We start from the raw sequence: 16,956 nt of genomic DNA, 5'->3' as shown, positions 1-16,956 counted from the left end.
AGCGCGCGAGATCGGAGAACGTGCTACACGCCAGCCTCCTCCACGTGGACTCGCACCGCCCTCCGCGCCCGCGCTCGCTGCGCCCCTGGTACCTGGTGGCCACCATGCTGCTCACCTGGCTCATCGGCGTGCGCGGCTTCATGGCCGGGTGCGGGACGGCCATGTACCTGCGCGCCGGCATGGCCCCCGACGTCATGGCCGTGGCCGAGCAAGCGCGCGACCAGGGGGATCCGTTCCAGTTCACGTTCCTCGTGCTCGAGGCCGCGCAGGCGCGCGCGCTGAGCCTGTACCAGGACGTCTCCTTCCCCCTCAGCATCGGGAAGCTGCTCCTCGGCGGGCTGCTCGTCGTCGCGAGCGGGCTGGCGCTCGGCGGGCGGCCCGGCACGCGCGGCTTCGTCCTCCAGGTCCTCGTCGCCAACCTGGCCTTCGCCGCGATCGAGTACGCGCTCACGCGGGGCGTCCGCGGCGCCTGGATCGACATGGTGGCGCAGGCGGGGGCGCTCCTTCCGCCGGACATCCCCGAGCGCGCGGGCCTCACGAACACCGGCCTCTGGTGGACCGCCGAGCGGGTGCGCTTCGTGATCTTCGAGCTGGCCGTCCTCGGCTCCGCCGCGGTGGCGCTGACGCGGGAGCGCACCAAGATGTACTTCCAGGCGATCGCCCGGACGGTCGACCCCGGCGACGAGCCATGAGCTCCGCGGAGAGGATCGCCGGCGCGGATCCTCGATCGACGCTCACGCAGGCCGAGGAGCGGAAAGTCGCCATCCTCCCGGACGACCTCGCCAACCAGATCGCGGCGGGCGAGGTGGTCGAGCGGCCGGCGAGCGTCGTGAAGGAGCTCGTCGAGAACGCGCTCGACGCGGGCGCGCGCCGCATCCGCGTCGACATCGAGGGGGGCGGGGTCGGCCTGGTGCGCGTCGCGGACGACGGGCGCGGGATGAGCCGCGAGGACGCCTCCCTCGCGGTGCTCCGCCACGCCACGAGCAAGATCGCCCGGCTCGACGACCTCCGCAGCATCCAGAGCTTCGGCTTCCGCGGCGAGGCGCTCCCGAGCATCGCCTCGGTGAGCCGCTTCTCGCTGCGGACGCGGCGCGACGGCGAGTCCGAGGGGACGGAGATCCGGATCGAGGGCGGCGGCGCGGCGCAGGCCATCCCGTGCGGGTGCGCCGCCGGCACCGTGGTCGAGGTGCGCGATCTCTTCTTCAACGTCCCCGCGCGGCGCAAGTTCCTGCGCGCCGTCGGCACCGAGTCGGCGCACGTGTCCGAGATCGCGCAGGCGGTCGCGCTCGGCGAGCCGGGCGTGACGCTGATCCTCTCGCGCGACGGGCGCGTCGCGCGGGAGTGGCTGCGCACCTCGAGCCGCGCGGAGCGGGCGCGCGCGATGCTCGCGGGCGAGGAGCTCGCGACGTGCGCTGGCCAGCGCGGGCCGCTCACGGTCGAGGCGTTCGTGTCGCGGCCGGAGCGCGCCCGCTCGGGCGCCAGCTGGCTGTGGATGTTCGTGAACGGCCGGCACGTGCGCGACCGCTCGCTGGCGCGCTCGATCGCGCTCGCCTACGGCAGCGTCCTCGAGCCGGGCCGGTACCCCATCGGCGCGGTGTTCATCGATCTGCCCGCCGAGCTCGTGGACGTGAACGTCCACCCCCAGAAGGCCGAGGTCCGCTTCGCCGACGGCCGCGCCGTCGCCGACGCGCTCTACAAGATCGTCGCCGCGCAGGTGGCCGCGGCGTTCGGCCTGCCCGCGCCGGCCCCCGGCGGCTTCCAGGGCCGCAAGGGCAAGCTCTTCGAGGACGCGGCGTCCCCGCCCGGAGACGCCTGGGTCTGGTCGAGCGGCCCCGCGGCGGAGGCGCCCGCGGCGGGCGCGTCGACGCCCACGGCGGGCGCATCGGGCGAGCCGCAGGCGCCGCCGGGCGATCCATGGGGCCTCGGCGGCGACCTCGGCGGGGTCCCGCCGGCACGTCCTCACGCTGCGCCAGCCGGGCCGGCGACGCCGGCGCAGCTCGGGGGGTGGGCCGACATCGCGGCGCTCGATTTCCCGGCGCGCGGCGGGCCGGGCGAGCCGCCGGTGCCCGCGCCGGGGTCGCCGCCCGTCCCCTACCCGGATCTACCGGCGCGCGGTGCGCCGGTGCTCGCCGCGGCCGAGCGCGTGGTCGCCTGGGGGTCGCTGCGCTTCCTCGCCCAGGTGCGCAACACCTTCTTCGTGTGCGAGGGGCCGGACGGCATCTACTTCCTCGATCAGCACGCGGCGGCGGAGCGCGTGACGTTCCACCGCCTGCGCGCGTCGTACGACGGGCGCGACGTCGCCACGCAGAAGCTGCTCTTCCCGGTGATCGTCCAGGCGGCCCCCGCGGAGGTGTCGCTCGTCGAGGAGGCGCAGGAGGCGATCGCGCGGCTCGGGCTCGACGTGCGCCCGGCGGGCGCGGCGCAGCTCGCGGTGCACGCGGTGCCGACGCTGCTCCGCCGCGCGGCGCCCGAGCGCCTCGTGCGCGACCTCGTGGACGAGCTCAGCCACTCGGGCGAGCGCGCCTTCTCGGGCGCGGTCGACCTCGCGCTGGCGACGATGGCCTGCCACGGCTCGCTGCGCGCGGGCGACCCGGTGGCGCCGGAGGAGGCGCGGGCGCTGCTCACGGCGCTCGACGAGGTCGACTTCGCCGGCCACTGCCCGCACGGTCGGCCCATCGTGATGCGCGTCGGCTGGCCGGAGCTGGAGCACCGCGTGGGGAGGCGGTGAGCGAGGCGGCGCTCGACCTCGCCCCGGACGGCGGCGCGGCCGCGCCGCCGTCGTGGGAGACGATCGCGCCGCCGGCGCCGGGTGAGCTGCTCGTCGTGGTCGGCCCGACCGCGAGCGGCAAGACCGAGCTCGCCATCCGGATCGCGGAGCGGTTCGGCGGCGAGGTGGTGAGCGCCGACAGCGTGCAGATCTACCGGGAGTTCGACCTCGGCTCCGGGAAGCCGACGCCCACCGAGCGGGCGCGCGCGCCGCACCACCTGGTCGACGCGGTCGATCCGCTCCAGGCGATCGACGCCCAGCGCTTCGCGGAGCTCGCGGAGGCGGCGATCGACGACATCCGCGGCCGCGGCCGGGTCCCCGTCGTCTGCGGCGGCACGTTCCTCTGGGTGAAGGCGCTCGTGCTCGGCCTGTCGCCCGCGCCGCCCGCCGATCCCGAGGTGCGCGCGCGCCACCGCGCGATCGCCGACGCCGAGGGGCGCGCCGCGCTCCACGCGCGCCTCGCCGCCGTGGATCCGGAGAGCGCGGCCCGCCTCGCGCCCAACGACCTCGTGCGGGTCAGCCGGGCGCTGGAGATCTACGAGCGCTCGGGCCGGACGCAGAGCGCGTGGCACGCGGAGCACGGCTTCCGGGAGCGCCGGCACGCCGCGCGCCTGCTCGCGGTGCACCGGGACCGCGCCGAGCTCGACCATCGCATCGAGGCCCGCGTCGCCGGGTGGCTCGAGCAGGGCTGGGTGGACGAGGTCCGCTCGCTCCTCTCCCGCGGCTACGGCGACGCGCGAGCGATGGGCTCCGTCGGCTACCGGCAGGTGCGGGAGCACCTGGAAGGGCGCCTGCCGGCCGACGAGCTCGCGCCGGCGATCGTGCGCGCCACACGCACCTTCGTGCGCCGGCAACGCACGTGGTTGAGGGACCAGGCAATCGCGTACGTCGCGCTGCCATGAGCCATAAACCATAATAATTCCAATATTTTACACCATGACCACCCGCCGGCGAGGCGCCGCGGGCGCCGCTCATGCGCGCTCTTCGCCGGTCCCACCGCCGCCGCGGCGCCGGCCCGCTCCGGCCAGGGGAACGCGCCACCGGACCTCGCCGTCGCAGCGCGGGCAGGCCGCGGTGGACGGCCGCGCCTCCTGGGCAAACGCGACGCGCCCGCAGTGCGAGCAGACGGTCATGTGGCGCTGATAGATGTCCGGGCCCGAGAGGATCGCCGCGGCGAAGAGGCTGAGCACGACGTCGCTCAGGAAGTCGCTCTCGCACGGCGCCGGCAGCCAGCCTGATCGGTCGCCCACCACGGTCCAGCGGACGCGCGCGCTGTACAGCGCTGCACGGAGAAACTTCCCCTCGGGGTCCGGTGCCACGAAGTCGAGCAGCGCGCTCCCCACGCGCCGGCGCGCGCGCGCGGTGAGCGCCGCGACCGCCTCGGGCCGCTCGTCCAGCTCGCCGAGCGCCACGGTCTCCGCGCCCGGCTCGCGCACCGCGCGCGGGGGTCTCATCCACCCCGGAGCGATCACGTGCTCGCCGAGCCACGCCCTGAGCTCATGCGGCTCCCAGGGGCGGGTCGTCACCTGCATGAACTGGAGCGCCCCGGCCAGGCTCGGGCTCGCGAGCATGCGCCCGCGCAGGGCGACGAACGACCGGGCCCTCCCGGCATCGGCGCGCGCGCTCCACCCGAGCCTCCTGCTCCGGCTCGCGAGGTCCGTCGGCGCGGCGCCGGCCATTGGGATCTTCAGGGAATTGCTCATGAGTTCCATGGGGTCTTCCGCCCCGCTGTGCGCCGCGGGGAGCGGCCGGCGAACCGGCGATGTGCGGCGCGGTAAGCGCCCGGCGTGCCAGCCGCCGCGGAGGCCCGGATCTCCTCGCGCGCGCATGCGGCGCGCGCAGATACGGCATGTTCGCGCGCGCCGGCGGCGCCGCTGAGGCCTCGAAACCGCCGTCCGCCGAGCGCGGTTGCGGGGTCCAAGCATCAGGGGGGCCACCAGCGCGTCATCGACACCGCAGCTCGCTGGGCTTCATGGGCTCACCCCGGCGGCGCGGGCGCGCGCGCGCCCAACGCCGCGCCGCGCCGCGCCGCGCCGCTCCGGGTCGACAGCCTCCCTCGGACGATGTCGAACCCCAGAGGGCGAGAGGGCGGGGCCCTTCTCGCCTTTTTACGTCCATGCTAACCGCATCTCACCTCCGACAAGGAACGGATCGAGAGAGCTCACCACGGAGCACGGCGTCTCCTGCTCCACGCGAAAGGACGACCATGACGCGAGAGTTGAATGACGTGCAGGCGATCCAGAATGTCGTTGTCCGGATCGCCCACCACATCGATAAGCGGCGCTGGACCGAGCTCCGCGGCCTCTATGCCGACGTCGTGGTGGCCGATTTCACGTCGGTCTTCGGGGGCGAGCCGCAGGAGCAGAAGACGGACGATCTGCTCGCGGGCTGGAGCAAGTTTCACGACGCGATCGACGCATCACAACATTTCCTCGGCCCCCTCGATATCGAGGTGAAAGGAGAGCACGCCTCCGTGGAGTGCCATGTCCGCGCCCACCATCGGTTCGCGCGCGCGCCGGGCGGCGAGGACTGGCTGGTCGCGGGCCACTACCGCTATGAGCTCGCCAGGCACGCCGGCGGCTGGAAGATCTCCAAGGTCAGGTTCGAGATGTCGTACCAGACCGGCAACACGAACATGTTCGAGGAAGCGCTCAGGTGAGCCCGCCGCGGGTCACCGCGGGTGTTGCGGCGCGATCGCCAGGCCGAGCGCGTGCGCCGCGCGCAGGGCCGCGACGCGGAGATGGCCGTCCGGCAGGCGCTCTCGCCCCGCGACGAGCTCGATCAGCGGCACCCACGAGAGCCGCCGAGCGGCATCGGACCCCGGCGCGAGGTCGGGCACGGCGGCAGCCGAGGCGGGCGCGCCGGCCGAGGCAGGCGCCGCGGTGACCACGAAGGCGAGCGGCTGGACCAGCTCCGGGGTCAGCCCTGCCGAAGGGCGGTAGGCCCCTCCGAGCTCGACGGCCGCCCCCACCCGAACGCCGTACTCGGCCTGCAGCCGCTCGCGCACGAACGCCTCGGCGGCCGAAAGCGCGCTCACGCTCCGCGGCAGCCGCCACGCCGGCGCGACCAGGATGCCGCTGTCGCCCGAGAAGCTCTGGGCGGCCGGCAGATCGTGGTCGTCCACGCCGAGCACGACCTCCCCCGACGGCGCCCGCGCGAGCAGCGCCGTCGAGACCGTGAGCACCCCGAGCGGCCGAGGCACCACGTACTCCAGCTCCCGCGCGGCCACCACGCCGCCGTCTGCGGTCAGCTCCTCGAAGCGCGCCCGCCGCACCTCGAGGAACCCCGCGCTGGCGCTCGGGTCCACCCGCGAGAACCTCCGGCGGCTCGGGCGCCCGAGCAGCGCGGCGAGCGACGTCGGCGGCACGGCGGCCACGCCGCCGTCGTCGTCGCCGGCGCCGGCACCGCCAGCGACGCCTGCAGCGCCCGCGCCGGTCGCCGCGAGCGGGATCTCGTCGCCGATCCACGGCCCGAACGGCAGGCCGAAGCGCGCCAGGAGGTCGTAGACGTTCAGCTCGAGCCGCGCGTCGGGCAGGCCGCCGACCTGCGCGGCGCGGAGGAGCTGGCGCGCCTCGATGGCGCGGATGCGCCCCGAGGTGCCGAACCCCGACACGTTCTCCGAGGGCGCGTTCACATACGTGGGCTCGACCTCCACCAGCATCGAGCGCACCTCTTCGAGGATGCCGCCCGGCGACGGGTAGTACGTCGTGCCCGGGATCATGCGCTGGATCGCCGCCGCCCGCACCCCGGCCGCCCGCTCCAGCGCATGCTCGACCGTGTGCCCGACCGGGAACTCGGTCTGCACGACCGCGATCGGCTCGGCCAGATAGTCCGCCGGCCCGCTGCCGTCGAGGGGAGGCGTCTCCTCGCGGCAGGCGCGCGCGATCGGCCGCGGATAGCTGGTCCGCGCCAGCACATACGCCGTCTCCCCCGCGAAGAAGAACGGCACGATGTCGAGCGTGGGGTGCGGCCGCGCCGCCAGGTCGAACACCTGCCCTGTCGCCCGATCCTGGTGGTGCTCGATCCGCAAGAACTGCCGGGCGCCCTCCGCGGGCGCGAGCCGGAACGCGACCCCTTGACCAGCCTTCACCTTCTCTCCGACGATCAGGTAGTTGGTGGGCGGATAAGGCAGGCAGGCGCCCGTGGTGTCCCGGAGCTCGAAGCGACCGACGAATCGGTTCCGCACGATCCAGGGGTTGCGCAGCGGCGTCGACGACAGCACGCGCAGGCCGAGCCGGGCGAAGAGCGCCTCGAACTGCGCTTGAGAAAAATAGGTATACTCCTCCTTGACCTCGGCTTCCCAGTCAGCGCGGTAATTCTTCCTCAACACGAACTCGACAGCATGCTTGTGGGCGAGCCGGTACCGGCGCCACCCCGGGCGCGGCGCGGGGAGCGCGCCGGAGGGCTCGCGCGGGGCGCGCGCCAGCGGGAACCCCGGCTCCGGCGAGAGCGAGCGAAACTCGCCCGCGAACCGCTCGAGCAGCGCCGCCGTCGAGGCGCTGCGGGGATCGCGGCCGTCGTCGCCGTCCTCGGCGGGCACGTCCAGAAACACCGCCTCCGGCCCGGGATCGACGAAGTCCCTCACCACGAGCACCCCGCCCGGCGAGAGCTGCTCCACCTGCGCCGCCAGCGCTTCCGCGGCGTTCGCGTGGCGGTAACCGCCGTAGGAGGTGACGTGGTGGAGCACCGACGAGTCGAAGACGCCGTCGAGGCTCTCGGGCGGGAATACCGTCGTGGCGATGTCGCCCAGCTGAAAGCCCAGGTTCGGCTGCTGATGGGCGCGGCGCGCGAGCTCGACGACCGTCGGATCGATGTCGACGCCGATCACCTCGAGGCGCGGGTAGAGCTGGGCCAGCGCGGCGCTGCCCTGCCCCGAGCCCATGCCCATGTCGGCGACGCGGCCCTCGCACAGGAGGTGCGCTGCCGTGAGCGCGACCTTCTGGCGCATCGACGCGTCCATCGCGGACAGGTACCGCGCGTACGCGGACAGGTCGTCTCGCCGTTGATCTGCCTCGTACCCCGCCGGCGCGCGCGTCGTCATGGTGACGAGTGTACGCCGGGCACAGGACGGGGGTCGACGGCGGCGTGCGCCCGGGAGCGCGCAGGCGCCCGGGCGCGACGCGGCGGTCGCGGGGAACCGGAGCGCGCGCGCGCCGGGAAGCGGCGCGCCGGCCGCCTCAGCTGGCCGAAAGGCCCGGGAGCGGCGACTTGGACCGCAGGTTCGGATCGCCGAAGCCGGCGAAGTCCGTGACGCCCATCGCGTCGCACAGGCTGAGCAGCACGCGCTCGTGCCGCTCGCCGCTCTTGATGTACCGGCCGCCAGGGGCCGTCTTCAGATAGCCGCCTTCGCCGCTCGCCAGGACGAACTTCATCTCGTTCTGGTTGTGGTTCGGCGAGTCGCCCATGTCGCGGCACCACGCGATCAGCGTGTTGTCGAAGAGCGTCCCGGAGCCGTCGGCCTCCGGGATCGCCTTCAGCTTGTTGATGAGGTCGACGAACCGCTGCGACAGCCACTTCTCCAGCTTGATCAGGTCGAGGTGCGCCGGTGCGCCGGTGTGAATCATGGCGCCGTGCTCGTCGCCCTTCAGCCCGATGTCCGGGAGATCGACGTTCATGGCCTGATCCGAGCCCCACTGGATCGCGCCGACGCGGGTGATGTCGCACGCGAACGCGCCGACGAGGAGATCCATGTGGAGCAGGTTGGCCTGGAGCGGGTTGGCCGGATCGGTGGAGGGCTTGGTCGGCACGCTGCAGCCGCCGGTCTGGCCGGACGACGCGTTGGACAGCCGCTCCTCGATCTGCCGGATCGAGTCGATGTGCAGCTCCAGCTTGTACTTCTGCTCGGAGCCGAGGTTCCCCTCGAGCGCCTTGATCTCGTTCTTGAGGTGGTCGAGGACGCTCTTGCGACGGCGCAAGAGATCGTCTGACGACGTGTTCGACGGGATCGCCGAGCCGAACAGGGTGGAGTAGGCGGACGTCGGAGAGGCGATGCCCGGCAGGTTGTCCTTGCGATAATACGGCGATCTCCCGCCGTTCACCGTGCTCTCGGCCCCCAGCAAGAGCGAGGGGATCTGCGTCTTCGTGCCGGCGGCGATCAGCTTGTCCGCGATGAACTGGTCGACGGAGATCAGCTTGGCGGGGTCGCTGAAGCCGAGCCCCGTCAGGGCGTCGGGCGCGCCGTGGTTGTTCCCCGGATTCCCGCTGGGGAGGCCGTCCACGAGCACGACGTGCTGCTTCACGTCCGCGAGCGGCGACGTCGACTCGCTGAACGTGGGGGCCTCGCCCGAGACGCTCGTGGGCTTCCAGATCGATGGCGCGGTCCCCATCGTGCAGAACAAAAGGAGCCGCTTGGGCTTCCGCCCGGGCGCCGCCTCGGCGATGGAGTCGAGGAATGGGTTGAACAAGAAGCCGGCACCAACGCTGGCCCCCAGCCCCTTGAGGAAATCTCTACGACGACTGCTGCGCATGAACGACCCTTTCACGCTACCGATCTCGCGCCAACGGAGCTCGCCGCGACAGGTGCGTGGGGGCGCACCTGTCGCGGCGAGCGGCCTCGCGCCCTCGGTGTCAGGTCGCGGCGATGCCGGGGAGCGGCGTCTTGCTGCCCAGAGCCGGATCCCCGAAGCCGGAGAAGTCCGTGACGCCCATCGCGTCGCACAGGCTGAGCAGCACGCGCTCGTGCCGCTCGCCGCTCTTGATGAACCGGCCGCCAGGGGCCGTCTTCAGATAGCCGCCGTTGCCGCTCGCCAGGACGAACTTCATCTCGTTCTGGGTGTGGTTCGGCGCGTCGCCCATGTCACGGCACCAGGCGACAAGCGTGTTGTCGAGGAGCGTCCCGGAGCCGTCGGCCTCGGGCGTCGCCTTCAGCTTCTTGATGACGCCGACGAACTGCTGGTGCAGCCACTTCTCGAGCTTGATCAGGTCGAGGTGCGCAGGAGCGCCGGTGTGGATCATGCCGTTATGCTCCTCACCGCTGAGCCCGATCTCGCTCAGGTTCGCGTTCATCATCTGATCCGAGCCCCACTGGATCGCGGCGATGCGGGTGATATCGCACGCGAACGCGCCGACGATGATATCCAGATGGAGCTGGTTGGCCTTCAAGCCATTGGTCATGTCGCCGCTCGGCGTTCCCGGGACGGAGCAGGCGCCCGTCCCTCCTCCGCCTCCCGGGGTCATGGTGTTCGAGAGCCGCTGCTCGAGCTGGCGGATCGACTCGAGGTGCAGATCCAGCTTGTACTGCTGCTCCTTCCCCAGGTTTCCCTTGAGCGACGTGAGCTCTTTCGTGAGGTTGTCGAGGACGCTCTTGCGCCGCTTCAGCAGGGCCTCGGCGGCGCCGTTGTCGTTGCTGCCTTGGTTGTTGGACGGCGTGAAGCCCGTGAACACGGTCGAGTACGCGGACGTGGGGGAGGCGATCGGCGACAGGTTGGTCCCCTTGTAGAACCCCGTCTTGCCGCCCTCGACGGCGGCGCCGAGCAGGAGCGAGGGGATGGGCGTCGACAGCCCGCTGCCCTTCAGCTTCTCGACGATGTACTGGTCGACCGAGATCAGCCCGTACGGGCCGTTGCTGTAATAGCCCATCCCGGTGAGGCCGTCGGCGGACCCGTGGTTGTTGCTGGGGCTCCCGCTGGGGAGGCCGTCCAGCATCACGATGTGCTCCTTCACCTCCTCGAGCGGCGAGGTGGACTCGCTGAACGTGGGCGTCTCGCCGGAGACGCTCTTGGGCTTCCAGATCGAGGGGGCCGTCCCCATGGTGAAGAAGATCAGGAGCCGCTTCGGCTTCTTCCCGGGAGCCGCGTTGGCGATGGAATCATAGAAGGGAGAGAACAGAAGGCTGGCCCCCAGGCTGGCCCCGACACCCTTGAGAAACTTCCTACGACTGTGGCTGCGCATGACCGATCCTTTCACTCGCTACCGATCTGTTCTTGGGTTGCAGCCGTGGGGTCACGGACCTTGAACTCTGCGGGTGAAGTGCGGCGCGCGCGTCAGCGCGAGCCACACGCTCTTGAGACGGAACTCGTCCGCCGCGGCCTCCTCCTGGACCTTCTCGTACGTGCAGCCGTCCTGCTCCCAGGTGCCGCCGAACGCGTAGTACGACCAGTAACGGACCATGCACGCCTTGACGTCCTCGCTCGCCGCGAGGTAGTCGGCCAGCTCGGTGACGCCGCTGAAATTGAAGTCTTCGCCGGTGGGCGGCTCGACGACCGTGCCGGTCACGTCGACGGGGATCCCGTTCTCATCGTTCCGCCAGCGGCCGAACGTGTCGTAGTGCTCGAAGCCGACGCCGATCTTGTCGGTCAACTTGTGGCAGCCCGCGCAATATTCGGCCTTCGTGTGCTGCTCGACCATCTCGCGCGTGGTCGCCGGCGTCTCCAGGGGCTTGACGTTCGGATCCACGCCGGGCGGCGGGGGCTCGAGCGGCTGGCAGAGGAGCCGCGTGCGGACCATCTTGCCGCGCTGGGTCGGCGAGGACAGCTTCGCGCTGCCATGCCCCGTCAGGAAGCTGCCGTGGGCCAGGATGCCCCCGTCGCGCTGCCCTGGGGTGAGCGTCACCTTCGTCAGCTCGGTGCCCCCGGCGCCGTTGATGCCGTAGTGCGAACCGAGGCTGGAGTTGATGAACGTGTAGTCCGCCTGCAGGAGGTTGGCGAACGTGCCGTTCTGGTTGAACGCGGTGTCCACGACGAGCGCCTGCGTCTCGGCCATCATGTCCTTGCGCAGGGCGTCCGTGAGATCGAAGACCGTGTTGTCCTTCACCGCGGTGACGAGGCGGTTCAGCTGGAGCCAGCCGCGCATGAACCGCATCATCTCCTTCTCGGCGAGCGGCCTTGTCGCCGAGTCCTCCAGCAGGCGCAGCGCGTGCTGGGCGATCTGCTCGCTGGTCAGGTTGGCGCCCTGGGCGGCGGCCGCGTCGGCGGCCTGCAGCAGCGCCTCGTCCGGCATGGTCCCGGTCAGCAAGTACGAGAGGTTGCTCGCGATCTCGTGCGGGGTGAGCTCGTAGACGCCCGAGCCGCTCGCCTCGGTCCCGATCTCGTGGCGATAGAGGAAGTACGGCGACTGCAGCATGGCGCCCACGACCACCTTGGCGCCGTCCTCGAACGACGTCTCCGCCCCGAACAGCGCGTCGTAGGACGCGACGCGCTCGTCCGTGAGCTTGTCGCGGAACGCGCGGCGGCCGAAGTCGCGGATGAACTCGGTCCGGCAGCTCGCGTCCAGGGTCCTGCACGTCGTCGTGGTGATGCTGGCGAGCTTGTTCGTCACCGCCCAGTCGGCGGTCGTCTCGGCCCAATCCATGATCTGCTGGGCCGTCAGGTCGCGAATCACGAGCGCGTTCGCGTCGGCCGAGAACCCGAGCACCTGCGGATCGTTGAAGATGCTCGGAAGCGCGACGGACTGGTCCTTGAACAGATCGCGGACAGTGGCTTCAAATTGATCCACCGTCAGGCGACGCACCACGCGCGGGCCCGGGGTGCTCTTGTCCGCAACCTCGCATTCCGACACCTCCGGGATCTCCGGGGGCACGTCCGGCGGGTCGCCGATCGGCGGGCCGCCGCCCTCGCCGCTGCTGCTGCTACTGCCGTTGCCGGTGCCGTCGCCGCTGCTACTGGTCTCGGAGGGCGTCCCGTCGGGATTTCCGAGGTTGCCCAGGCAACCGAGCGGGCCGGCGAGGAGAAGCGCCACTGCGGAGTAGCGGCGACACGCTTTCGCCGAAACTAAGCTATTAAGCGTGCTCATCATTGCTTGAGAAAAGCTGATGTCTCTCATGTTGTCAAGCCCCGATCAAGCGGTGTCGCCTCGATAATCCATGCGCATACCCGCGCGCTTCAATGGCCTGTCACCGAATCGTCCGCGTCATTTGTGTTGTTTGCGTTGATTGCGTTCGCCGCGTTCGAATCGTTTTCAGCGTCGTTTTCAGCGTCTTTGCCCTGCCCGCTCGCCCGCATGCGTCATGGTGGGCCCTTGGCGGCTCTCCCCGGAGCGAAGTCGAGTTCGACGCTCCGCGTTGAGCCGACTCGCGGTGTCACCCGCCACGCCAGAGAGCTCGACCTCCCACCGGATCCGAGGTCGAACCGGAGCCGCTGGATCGCCAGGCGCGTTTCGACCTCAGGGCTCTGGGCGAGCCGCTGGGCAAGGCCTTCGTCGTCCATGAGCGTCGACAAGCGATCCACGGCGGGCGGTAAAGCAACCCTCGTGCCGAGTGTTCTCGCGGGGTTACCTCGCGCCGCTATGCCCGGTTTCTGGATTTTTTCGAAGGTTGCGAGGGGTGGACGCCGAGGGGTCCAGGAAGGGCGATCCACCGCTTCCGCGATCCATCCGTGCGCCGCTGCAACCGGGCCCCCAGGGCCAGCCGCGTCAGCCCTTGGACCAGGCGCTGATCGAGCGATAGCTCGCGACGGACTCCTCGATGACCTCGAGGGCGCGGTTCCTGTCGTACATCGTATCTACCTCTGCGAGCTTGTTCTCGAGCGTCTTGTAGTCGATGAAGAACCGCATGAGCTCCTTGGTCACGTGCGGCGGCAGCTCCTCGTGGGTCAGGTAATGGGCCACGGAGGGGTCGTCGACGGCGACCGCGATGATCTTGTCGTCGACGCCCTTGTCGTCGCGCATGAAGAAGCCGCCGATGGCGCGCGCCCTCACGATCGTGAGCGGCACGACCGGCTCCTGCATGATGACGAGGACGTCGAGCGGGTCGCCGTCGCCCGCGTGGGTCTGAGGGATGAAGCCGTAATTGGCCGGGTAGTGCACTGACGAGTAGAGCACGCGGTCGAGCATCAAGAGCCCCGTCTTCTTGTCGAGCTCATACTTGCACTTCGATCCTTTCGGGATCTCGATCACCACGGGGAAGAAGTCGTGTCGGCTGTCGGGGAGCAAGATGTCGTGAAGCGGATGGGTCATTGAATCGTCCTGGGCTTTCGCCCCCGCCCGGGAGGCGGGCGAGGGGCGCACACGATACCAGGAGTTCGATCCGGTGAGATCGGGGTCCAGACACCCCCGTATTCCCGCTCTGGGACGAGATGAGCCACGCCGCCGCCGGGGCCCTCCCGGCGCGGGCCGGCGGGGGGCGCAGGACCGACGTTGGCGAGCATGGGCAAGGGCGGTCGCTCGTGCGATGAGCTAGCGCGAAGCCGCCGGGTCAGACTCGCCGGCGGATCTCCGGATACCAAGTGCGCTCCCCATGAGACCGTTCCCCACACGCGCCCCAGCCGCGCGACCAGAGCGAGCGCCCGCGCTGCGACGCACGGCGCCCAGGGCGCTGGTGGTCCTCGCCCTGGGCGCGGCCCTCGGCGGCCCCCCCGCGGCAGCGGCGCGCGCGCCGGACGCGACGTCGGCCAAGCCGCCCTCGCCCGTCGCGAGCGCGCAGGCCGGGGCGCCCTCCGACGACGGCGCCTCAGCGGCCGCCGCCCCGCCGGCCGAGGGCCGACCCGTGGTCTCGCCGGTGCAGCGCCCGGACGAGCGCGATGTCCGCGACGTCCGACAACGCGCTTGCTCCTTCACGCTGCCCGTCTGCGTGCACGCGCCCGCGGACGTCCCCGGCGCCGCCCTCCTCGAGAGCCTCACCCACCTGGAGGCCGCGATGCGGGCCTACGACGCGCTCGGTCTGCCGCGCCCGCTCCCCGATGGCGCGCGGGGCGGCGGCCCAGCGTACGATCTCTACCTGGAGCGCGGCCCGCGCCGCGGCCCGACGCGCGTGGGGCACGATCTGCGGGCGCTCGGGGAGCGGTTCGACGCCGCGAGCGCGTTCGCCATCATCGCAGCGCCGGGGCGCGGCGGGTGCGCGAGCGCGTCCGACGCGGCCTACGCGCTCGGAGCCGCCGTCGCCGTGCGCCTCGACGCCGGGGCGGAGGAGGGCGCGATCGCCATGACGGCGAGCTACCTCGCCGCCATCGCGGCGCCCTGCGCGGCCGAGGAGCTCGCCGCGGTCGACGCCTTCCAGCGGGCGCCCGAGCGGGCGCTCACCGGCGCGGCGCTCGGCGCGCTCGACGGCGGCCTGCTCTTTCCGTGGTACCTCGACGACGCGTACGGCACCGGGACGCCGGCGCAGGTCGCGACGTCGCTGCTCGCCATCGCGGCGCAGTCCACGCCCGCGGGCGCGGCGCGCTTCCACGCCGAGCCCGACACGTTCGATGCGCTCCGGGCGTCCCTGCGATCGCGCGGCGAGGATCTCGACGACCTGCTCCTCGAGTTCGCCATCGCGCGAGCGTTCCTGGGCAGCCGCAGCGACGGCGCGCACCTCTCCGACGCCGAGCGCTTCGGCGATTTCGGCCGGGTTCGCTTCGAGTGGTCGCTGCCCTACGCCACGCTCCCGCGGCGGGTCGCGCCCCTGCGCCCGATCGAGCCGACCGGCGCGACGTATCTCTGGCTCGATCTCTCGGCGGAGAACGCGGCCGCTCGGCCGGATCTCAGGACGGCCGAGATCAGCTTCGTGGCCGACTGGGAGCTGCCCGCGCTGTTCCGCTGGGCGATCGTGAAGGTCGACGTACACGGCGCCGAGGCCGGCCGCGTCGACGTGGCCGGCGTCTTCGGCAGCAGCCGCGCGCAGCGCACGGTGGTGGGGCTCGACGGGCTCTCGGGGCTGCTCGTCGTGGGCGTCAACGCGGGGAGCATGATCCGCAGCCTCCCCTTCGATCCCGACGACGCGCCGTTCATGCCGCACGCGTACACGGTCTGGCTCTCCAGGTAGGCGCCGCGCCGGCCAGCGCTCGCGCCGGGCGCCGGCCGGCGGCGCTCTCGCCTCGGCCTGCGCAGGCCGCCGGCCGGCGCGTCACGCCCTCGCCTCGGCTCCTCGCGCGATCAGGTGCTGCGCGAACCACTCGCCGGCGAGCCGGGCGACCGCCGCGAGCGCGCCCGGCTCCTCGAACAGGTGCGTCGCGGAAGGCACGACGGCGAGGCGGCGCGGGCCCGCGAGGTCGTCGAGGGCAGCCTGGTTCAGCGCCAGCACCTCGGTGTCCGCGCTGCCCACGATGAGCAGCGTCGGCGCGCGCACCATCGCCAGGGCCGCGCCCGCGAGGTCGGGCCTGCCGCCGCGCGACACGACGGCGCCCACGACGCGCGGCCGCGCCGCCGCGGCGATGAGCGCGGCCGCCGCGCCGGTGCTCGCGCCGAAGTAGCCGACCGCGAGGTGACGGAGCTCGGGGCGCGCGAGCGCCCAGTCCGTCGCCCCGAGCAGCCGCCGCGCGAGCAGATCGACGTCGAAGCGGAGGTGGGCGCTCCGGCGATCCTCCGCCTCCTCCTCGTCGGTGAGCAGGTCGAAGAGCAGCGTGGCCAGCCCCCACCGCCAGAGCGCCTCCGCGACCGAGCGGTTGCGAGGGCTCCTGCGGCTGCTGCCGCTGCCGTGCGCGAAGATCACGAGGCCGCCCGCCCTCTCCGGGATCGCGAGGTCCCCGGGCAGCGCCGCCGTCCCTGCCTCGACGAAGAGGGGCCGCTCCGCCCCTTCCGGCCTCGGGACCTCGCGCCGCGCCTCGGCGAGCAGCGTGGCGACGGCGTCGTCCGACGTCTGCGAGAAATCCTCGTAATAGGCGCCGATCGCCTGGAGGCCCGGGTCCTCCTCGATGCAAGCGATGCCGTCGACCTCGCGGCTGAGCGACGACAGGCTCGACGGCGCGGCGACCGGCGCGGCGAGCACGAGCCGCCTCGGCGAGCGCTTGCGCAGGTCGCGCAGCGCGGCCCGCACGGTCCCGCCGGTCGCGATGCCGTCGTCCACGACGATCACCGTCCGCCCCTCGACGCGGGGCATCGGCCTGTCGCCCCGGTACCGGCGCACCCCGCGCTCCACCTCGGCGGCCTGCCGCTCCGCGATCTCGGCGAGCTCCGCCTCGGAGATCCCCAGCATCGCGACGAGGCCCCGATCGATGTACACCTCGCCCCCCTCGGCGATCGCGCCCACGCCGAGCTCCGGCTGCCCGGGTGCGCCGAGCTTGCGCACGATCCACACATCGAGCGGCGCGCCCAGCGCGCGCGCCACCTCGTAGCCCACCTCGACGCCGCCGCGCGGCAGGGCGAGCACGAGCGGCGCCTCGCTCCTGTACCCCGAGAGCAGCTGCGCGAGCCTGCGCCCCGCGTCCCTGCGATCCTCGAACAGCTTCGCTCGCCCCATCGCCCCCTCCCCTCACGTCCGCTCCTGCGACCCCTTCAAGAGCGGTGCCGCGCGGCGCGGGCTCGGCCGCGCGCGACGCGACGAGGGGCGGGGGGTTGAC

The 16,956-nt window shown here is 72.3% G+C and carries 12 protein-coding genes; 5 read left to right on the top strand and 7 right to left on the bottom strand.

Translation table 11 applies throughout. The features are described 5' to 3' along the window. Positions 1-20 precede the first annotated feature (20 nt). The 3 genes from WME73_RS49770 to miaA all read left to right on the top strand — a co-directional run bounded on the left by WME73_RS49770 (position 21) and on the right by miaA (position 3,669). Positions 21-692, top strand: a complete 672-nt coding sequence (locus WME73_RS49770; RefSeq protein ID WP_437914155.1) for a hypothetical protein — start codon at positions 21-23, stop codon at positions 690-692. After that, the gene (gene mutL, locus WME73_RS49765) at positions 689-2,728 is read left to right on the top strand and encodes a DNA mismatch repair endonuclease MutL (RefSeq protein WP_437914154.1); all 2,040 of its coding nucleotides are present in this window, start codon (positions 689-691) and stop codon (positions 2,726-2,728) included. The genes WME73_RS49770 and mutL overlap by 4 nt, the downstream gene beginning before the upstream one ends. A 62-nt stretch (positions 2,729-2,790) precedes the next feature. After that, entirely contained in the window at positions 2,791-3,669 is an 879-nt protein-coding gene (gene miaA / locus WME73_RS49760) for a tRNA (adenosine(37)-N6)-dimethylallyltransferase MiaA (protein ID WP_437917519.1), read from the top strand. A 69-nt stretch (positions 3,670-3,738) separates the two neighbouring features. Here miaA and WME73_RS49755 read toward each other — a convergent pair whose 3' ends face one another. Beyond that, positions 3,739-4,470, bottom strand: a complete 732-nt coding sequence (locus WME73_RS49755) for a hypothetical protein (RefSeq protein ID WP_437856827.1) — start codon at positions 4,468-4,470, stop codon at positions 3,739-3,741. A 503-nt stretch (positions 4,471-4,973) separates the two neighbouring features. Here WME73_RS49755 and WME73_RS49750 point away from each other — a divergent pair. Then, positions 4,974-5,426: a nuclear transport factor 2 family protein gene (locus WME73_RS49750; protein WP_437743299.1), complete on the top strand. Its 453-nt coding sequence runs from the start codon at positions 4,974-4,976 to the stop codon at positions 5,424-5,426. Between the two features lie 12 nt (positions 5,427-5,438). Here the strand turns inward: WME73_RS49750 and WME73_RS49745 are convergent, their stop codons facing one another. From WME73_RS49745 to WME73_RS49725, 5 genes are all read right to left on the bottom strand, one after another. Next, a complete protein-coding gene (locus WME73_RS49745) occupies positions 5,439-7,808 on the bottom strand; it encodes a methyltransferase domain-containing protein (protein ID WP_437914153.1) in 2,370 nt (789 codons plus the stop codon). Between the two features lie 136 nt (positions 7,809-7,944). Beyond that, a complete protein-coding gene (locus WME73_RS49740; RefSeq protein WP_437743297.1) occupies positions 7,945-9,234 on the bottom strand; it encodes a DUF1552 domain-containing protein in 1,290 nt (429 codons plus the stop codon). Between the two features lie 100 nt (positions 9,235-9,334). Further along, positions 9,335-10,657, bottom strand: coding sequence for a DUF1552 domain-containing protein (locus WME73_RS49735; protein WP_437743296.1), 1,323 nt, complete (start codon positions 10,655-10,657; stop codon positions 9,335-9,337). Positions 10,658-10,708: 51 nt separating this feature from the next. Beyond that, positions 10,709-12,442, bottom strand: coding sequence for a DUF1592 domain-containing protein (locus WME73_RS49730; RefSeq protein WP_437914152.1), 1,734 nt, complete (start codon positions 12,440-12,442; stop codon positions 10,709-10,711). Positions 12,443-13,114: 672 nt separating this feature from the next. Continuing rightward, a complete protein-coding gene (locus tag WME73_RS49725; protein WP_272096779.1) occupies positions 13,115-13,657 on the bottom strand; it encodes an inorganic diphosphatase in 543 nt (180 codons plus the stop codon). Between the two features lie 361 nt (positions 13,658-14,018). Here WME73_RS49725 and WME73_RS49720 point away from each other — a divergent pair, with 361 nt between their 5' ends. Beyond that, entirely contained in the window at positions 14,019-15,443 is a 1,425-nt protein-coding gene (locus WME73_RS49720; protein WP_437914151.1) for a hypothetical protein, read from the top strand. An 81-nt stretch (positions 15,444-15,524) separates the two neighbouring features. Here the strand turns inward: WME73_RS49720 and WME73_RS49715 are convergent, their stop codons facing one another. Further along, positions 15,525-16,856 (bottom strand): phosphoribosyltransferase family protein, encoded by a 1,332-nt coding sequence (locus WME73_RS49715; RefSeq protein WP_437743293.1) that lies wholly within the window; start codon positions 16,854-16,856, stop codon positions 15,525-15,527. Positions 16,857-16,956: the final 100 nt, after the last annotated feature.

Source organism: Sorangium sp. So ce302, assembly GCF_051530145.1.
Lineage (GTDB): Bacteria > Myxococcota_A > Polyangia > Polyangiales > Polyangiaceae > Sorangium > Sorangium cellulosum_B.
This window is presented reverse-complemented; position numbering and strand designations above follow the sequence as displayed.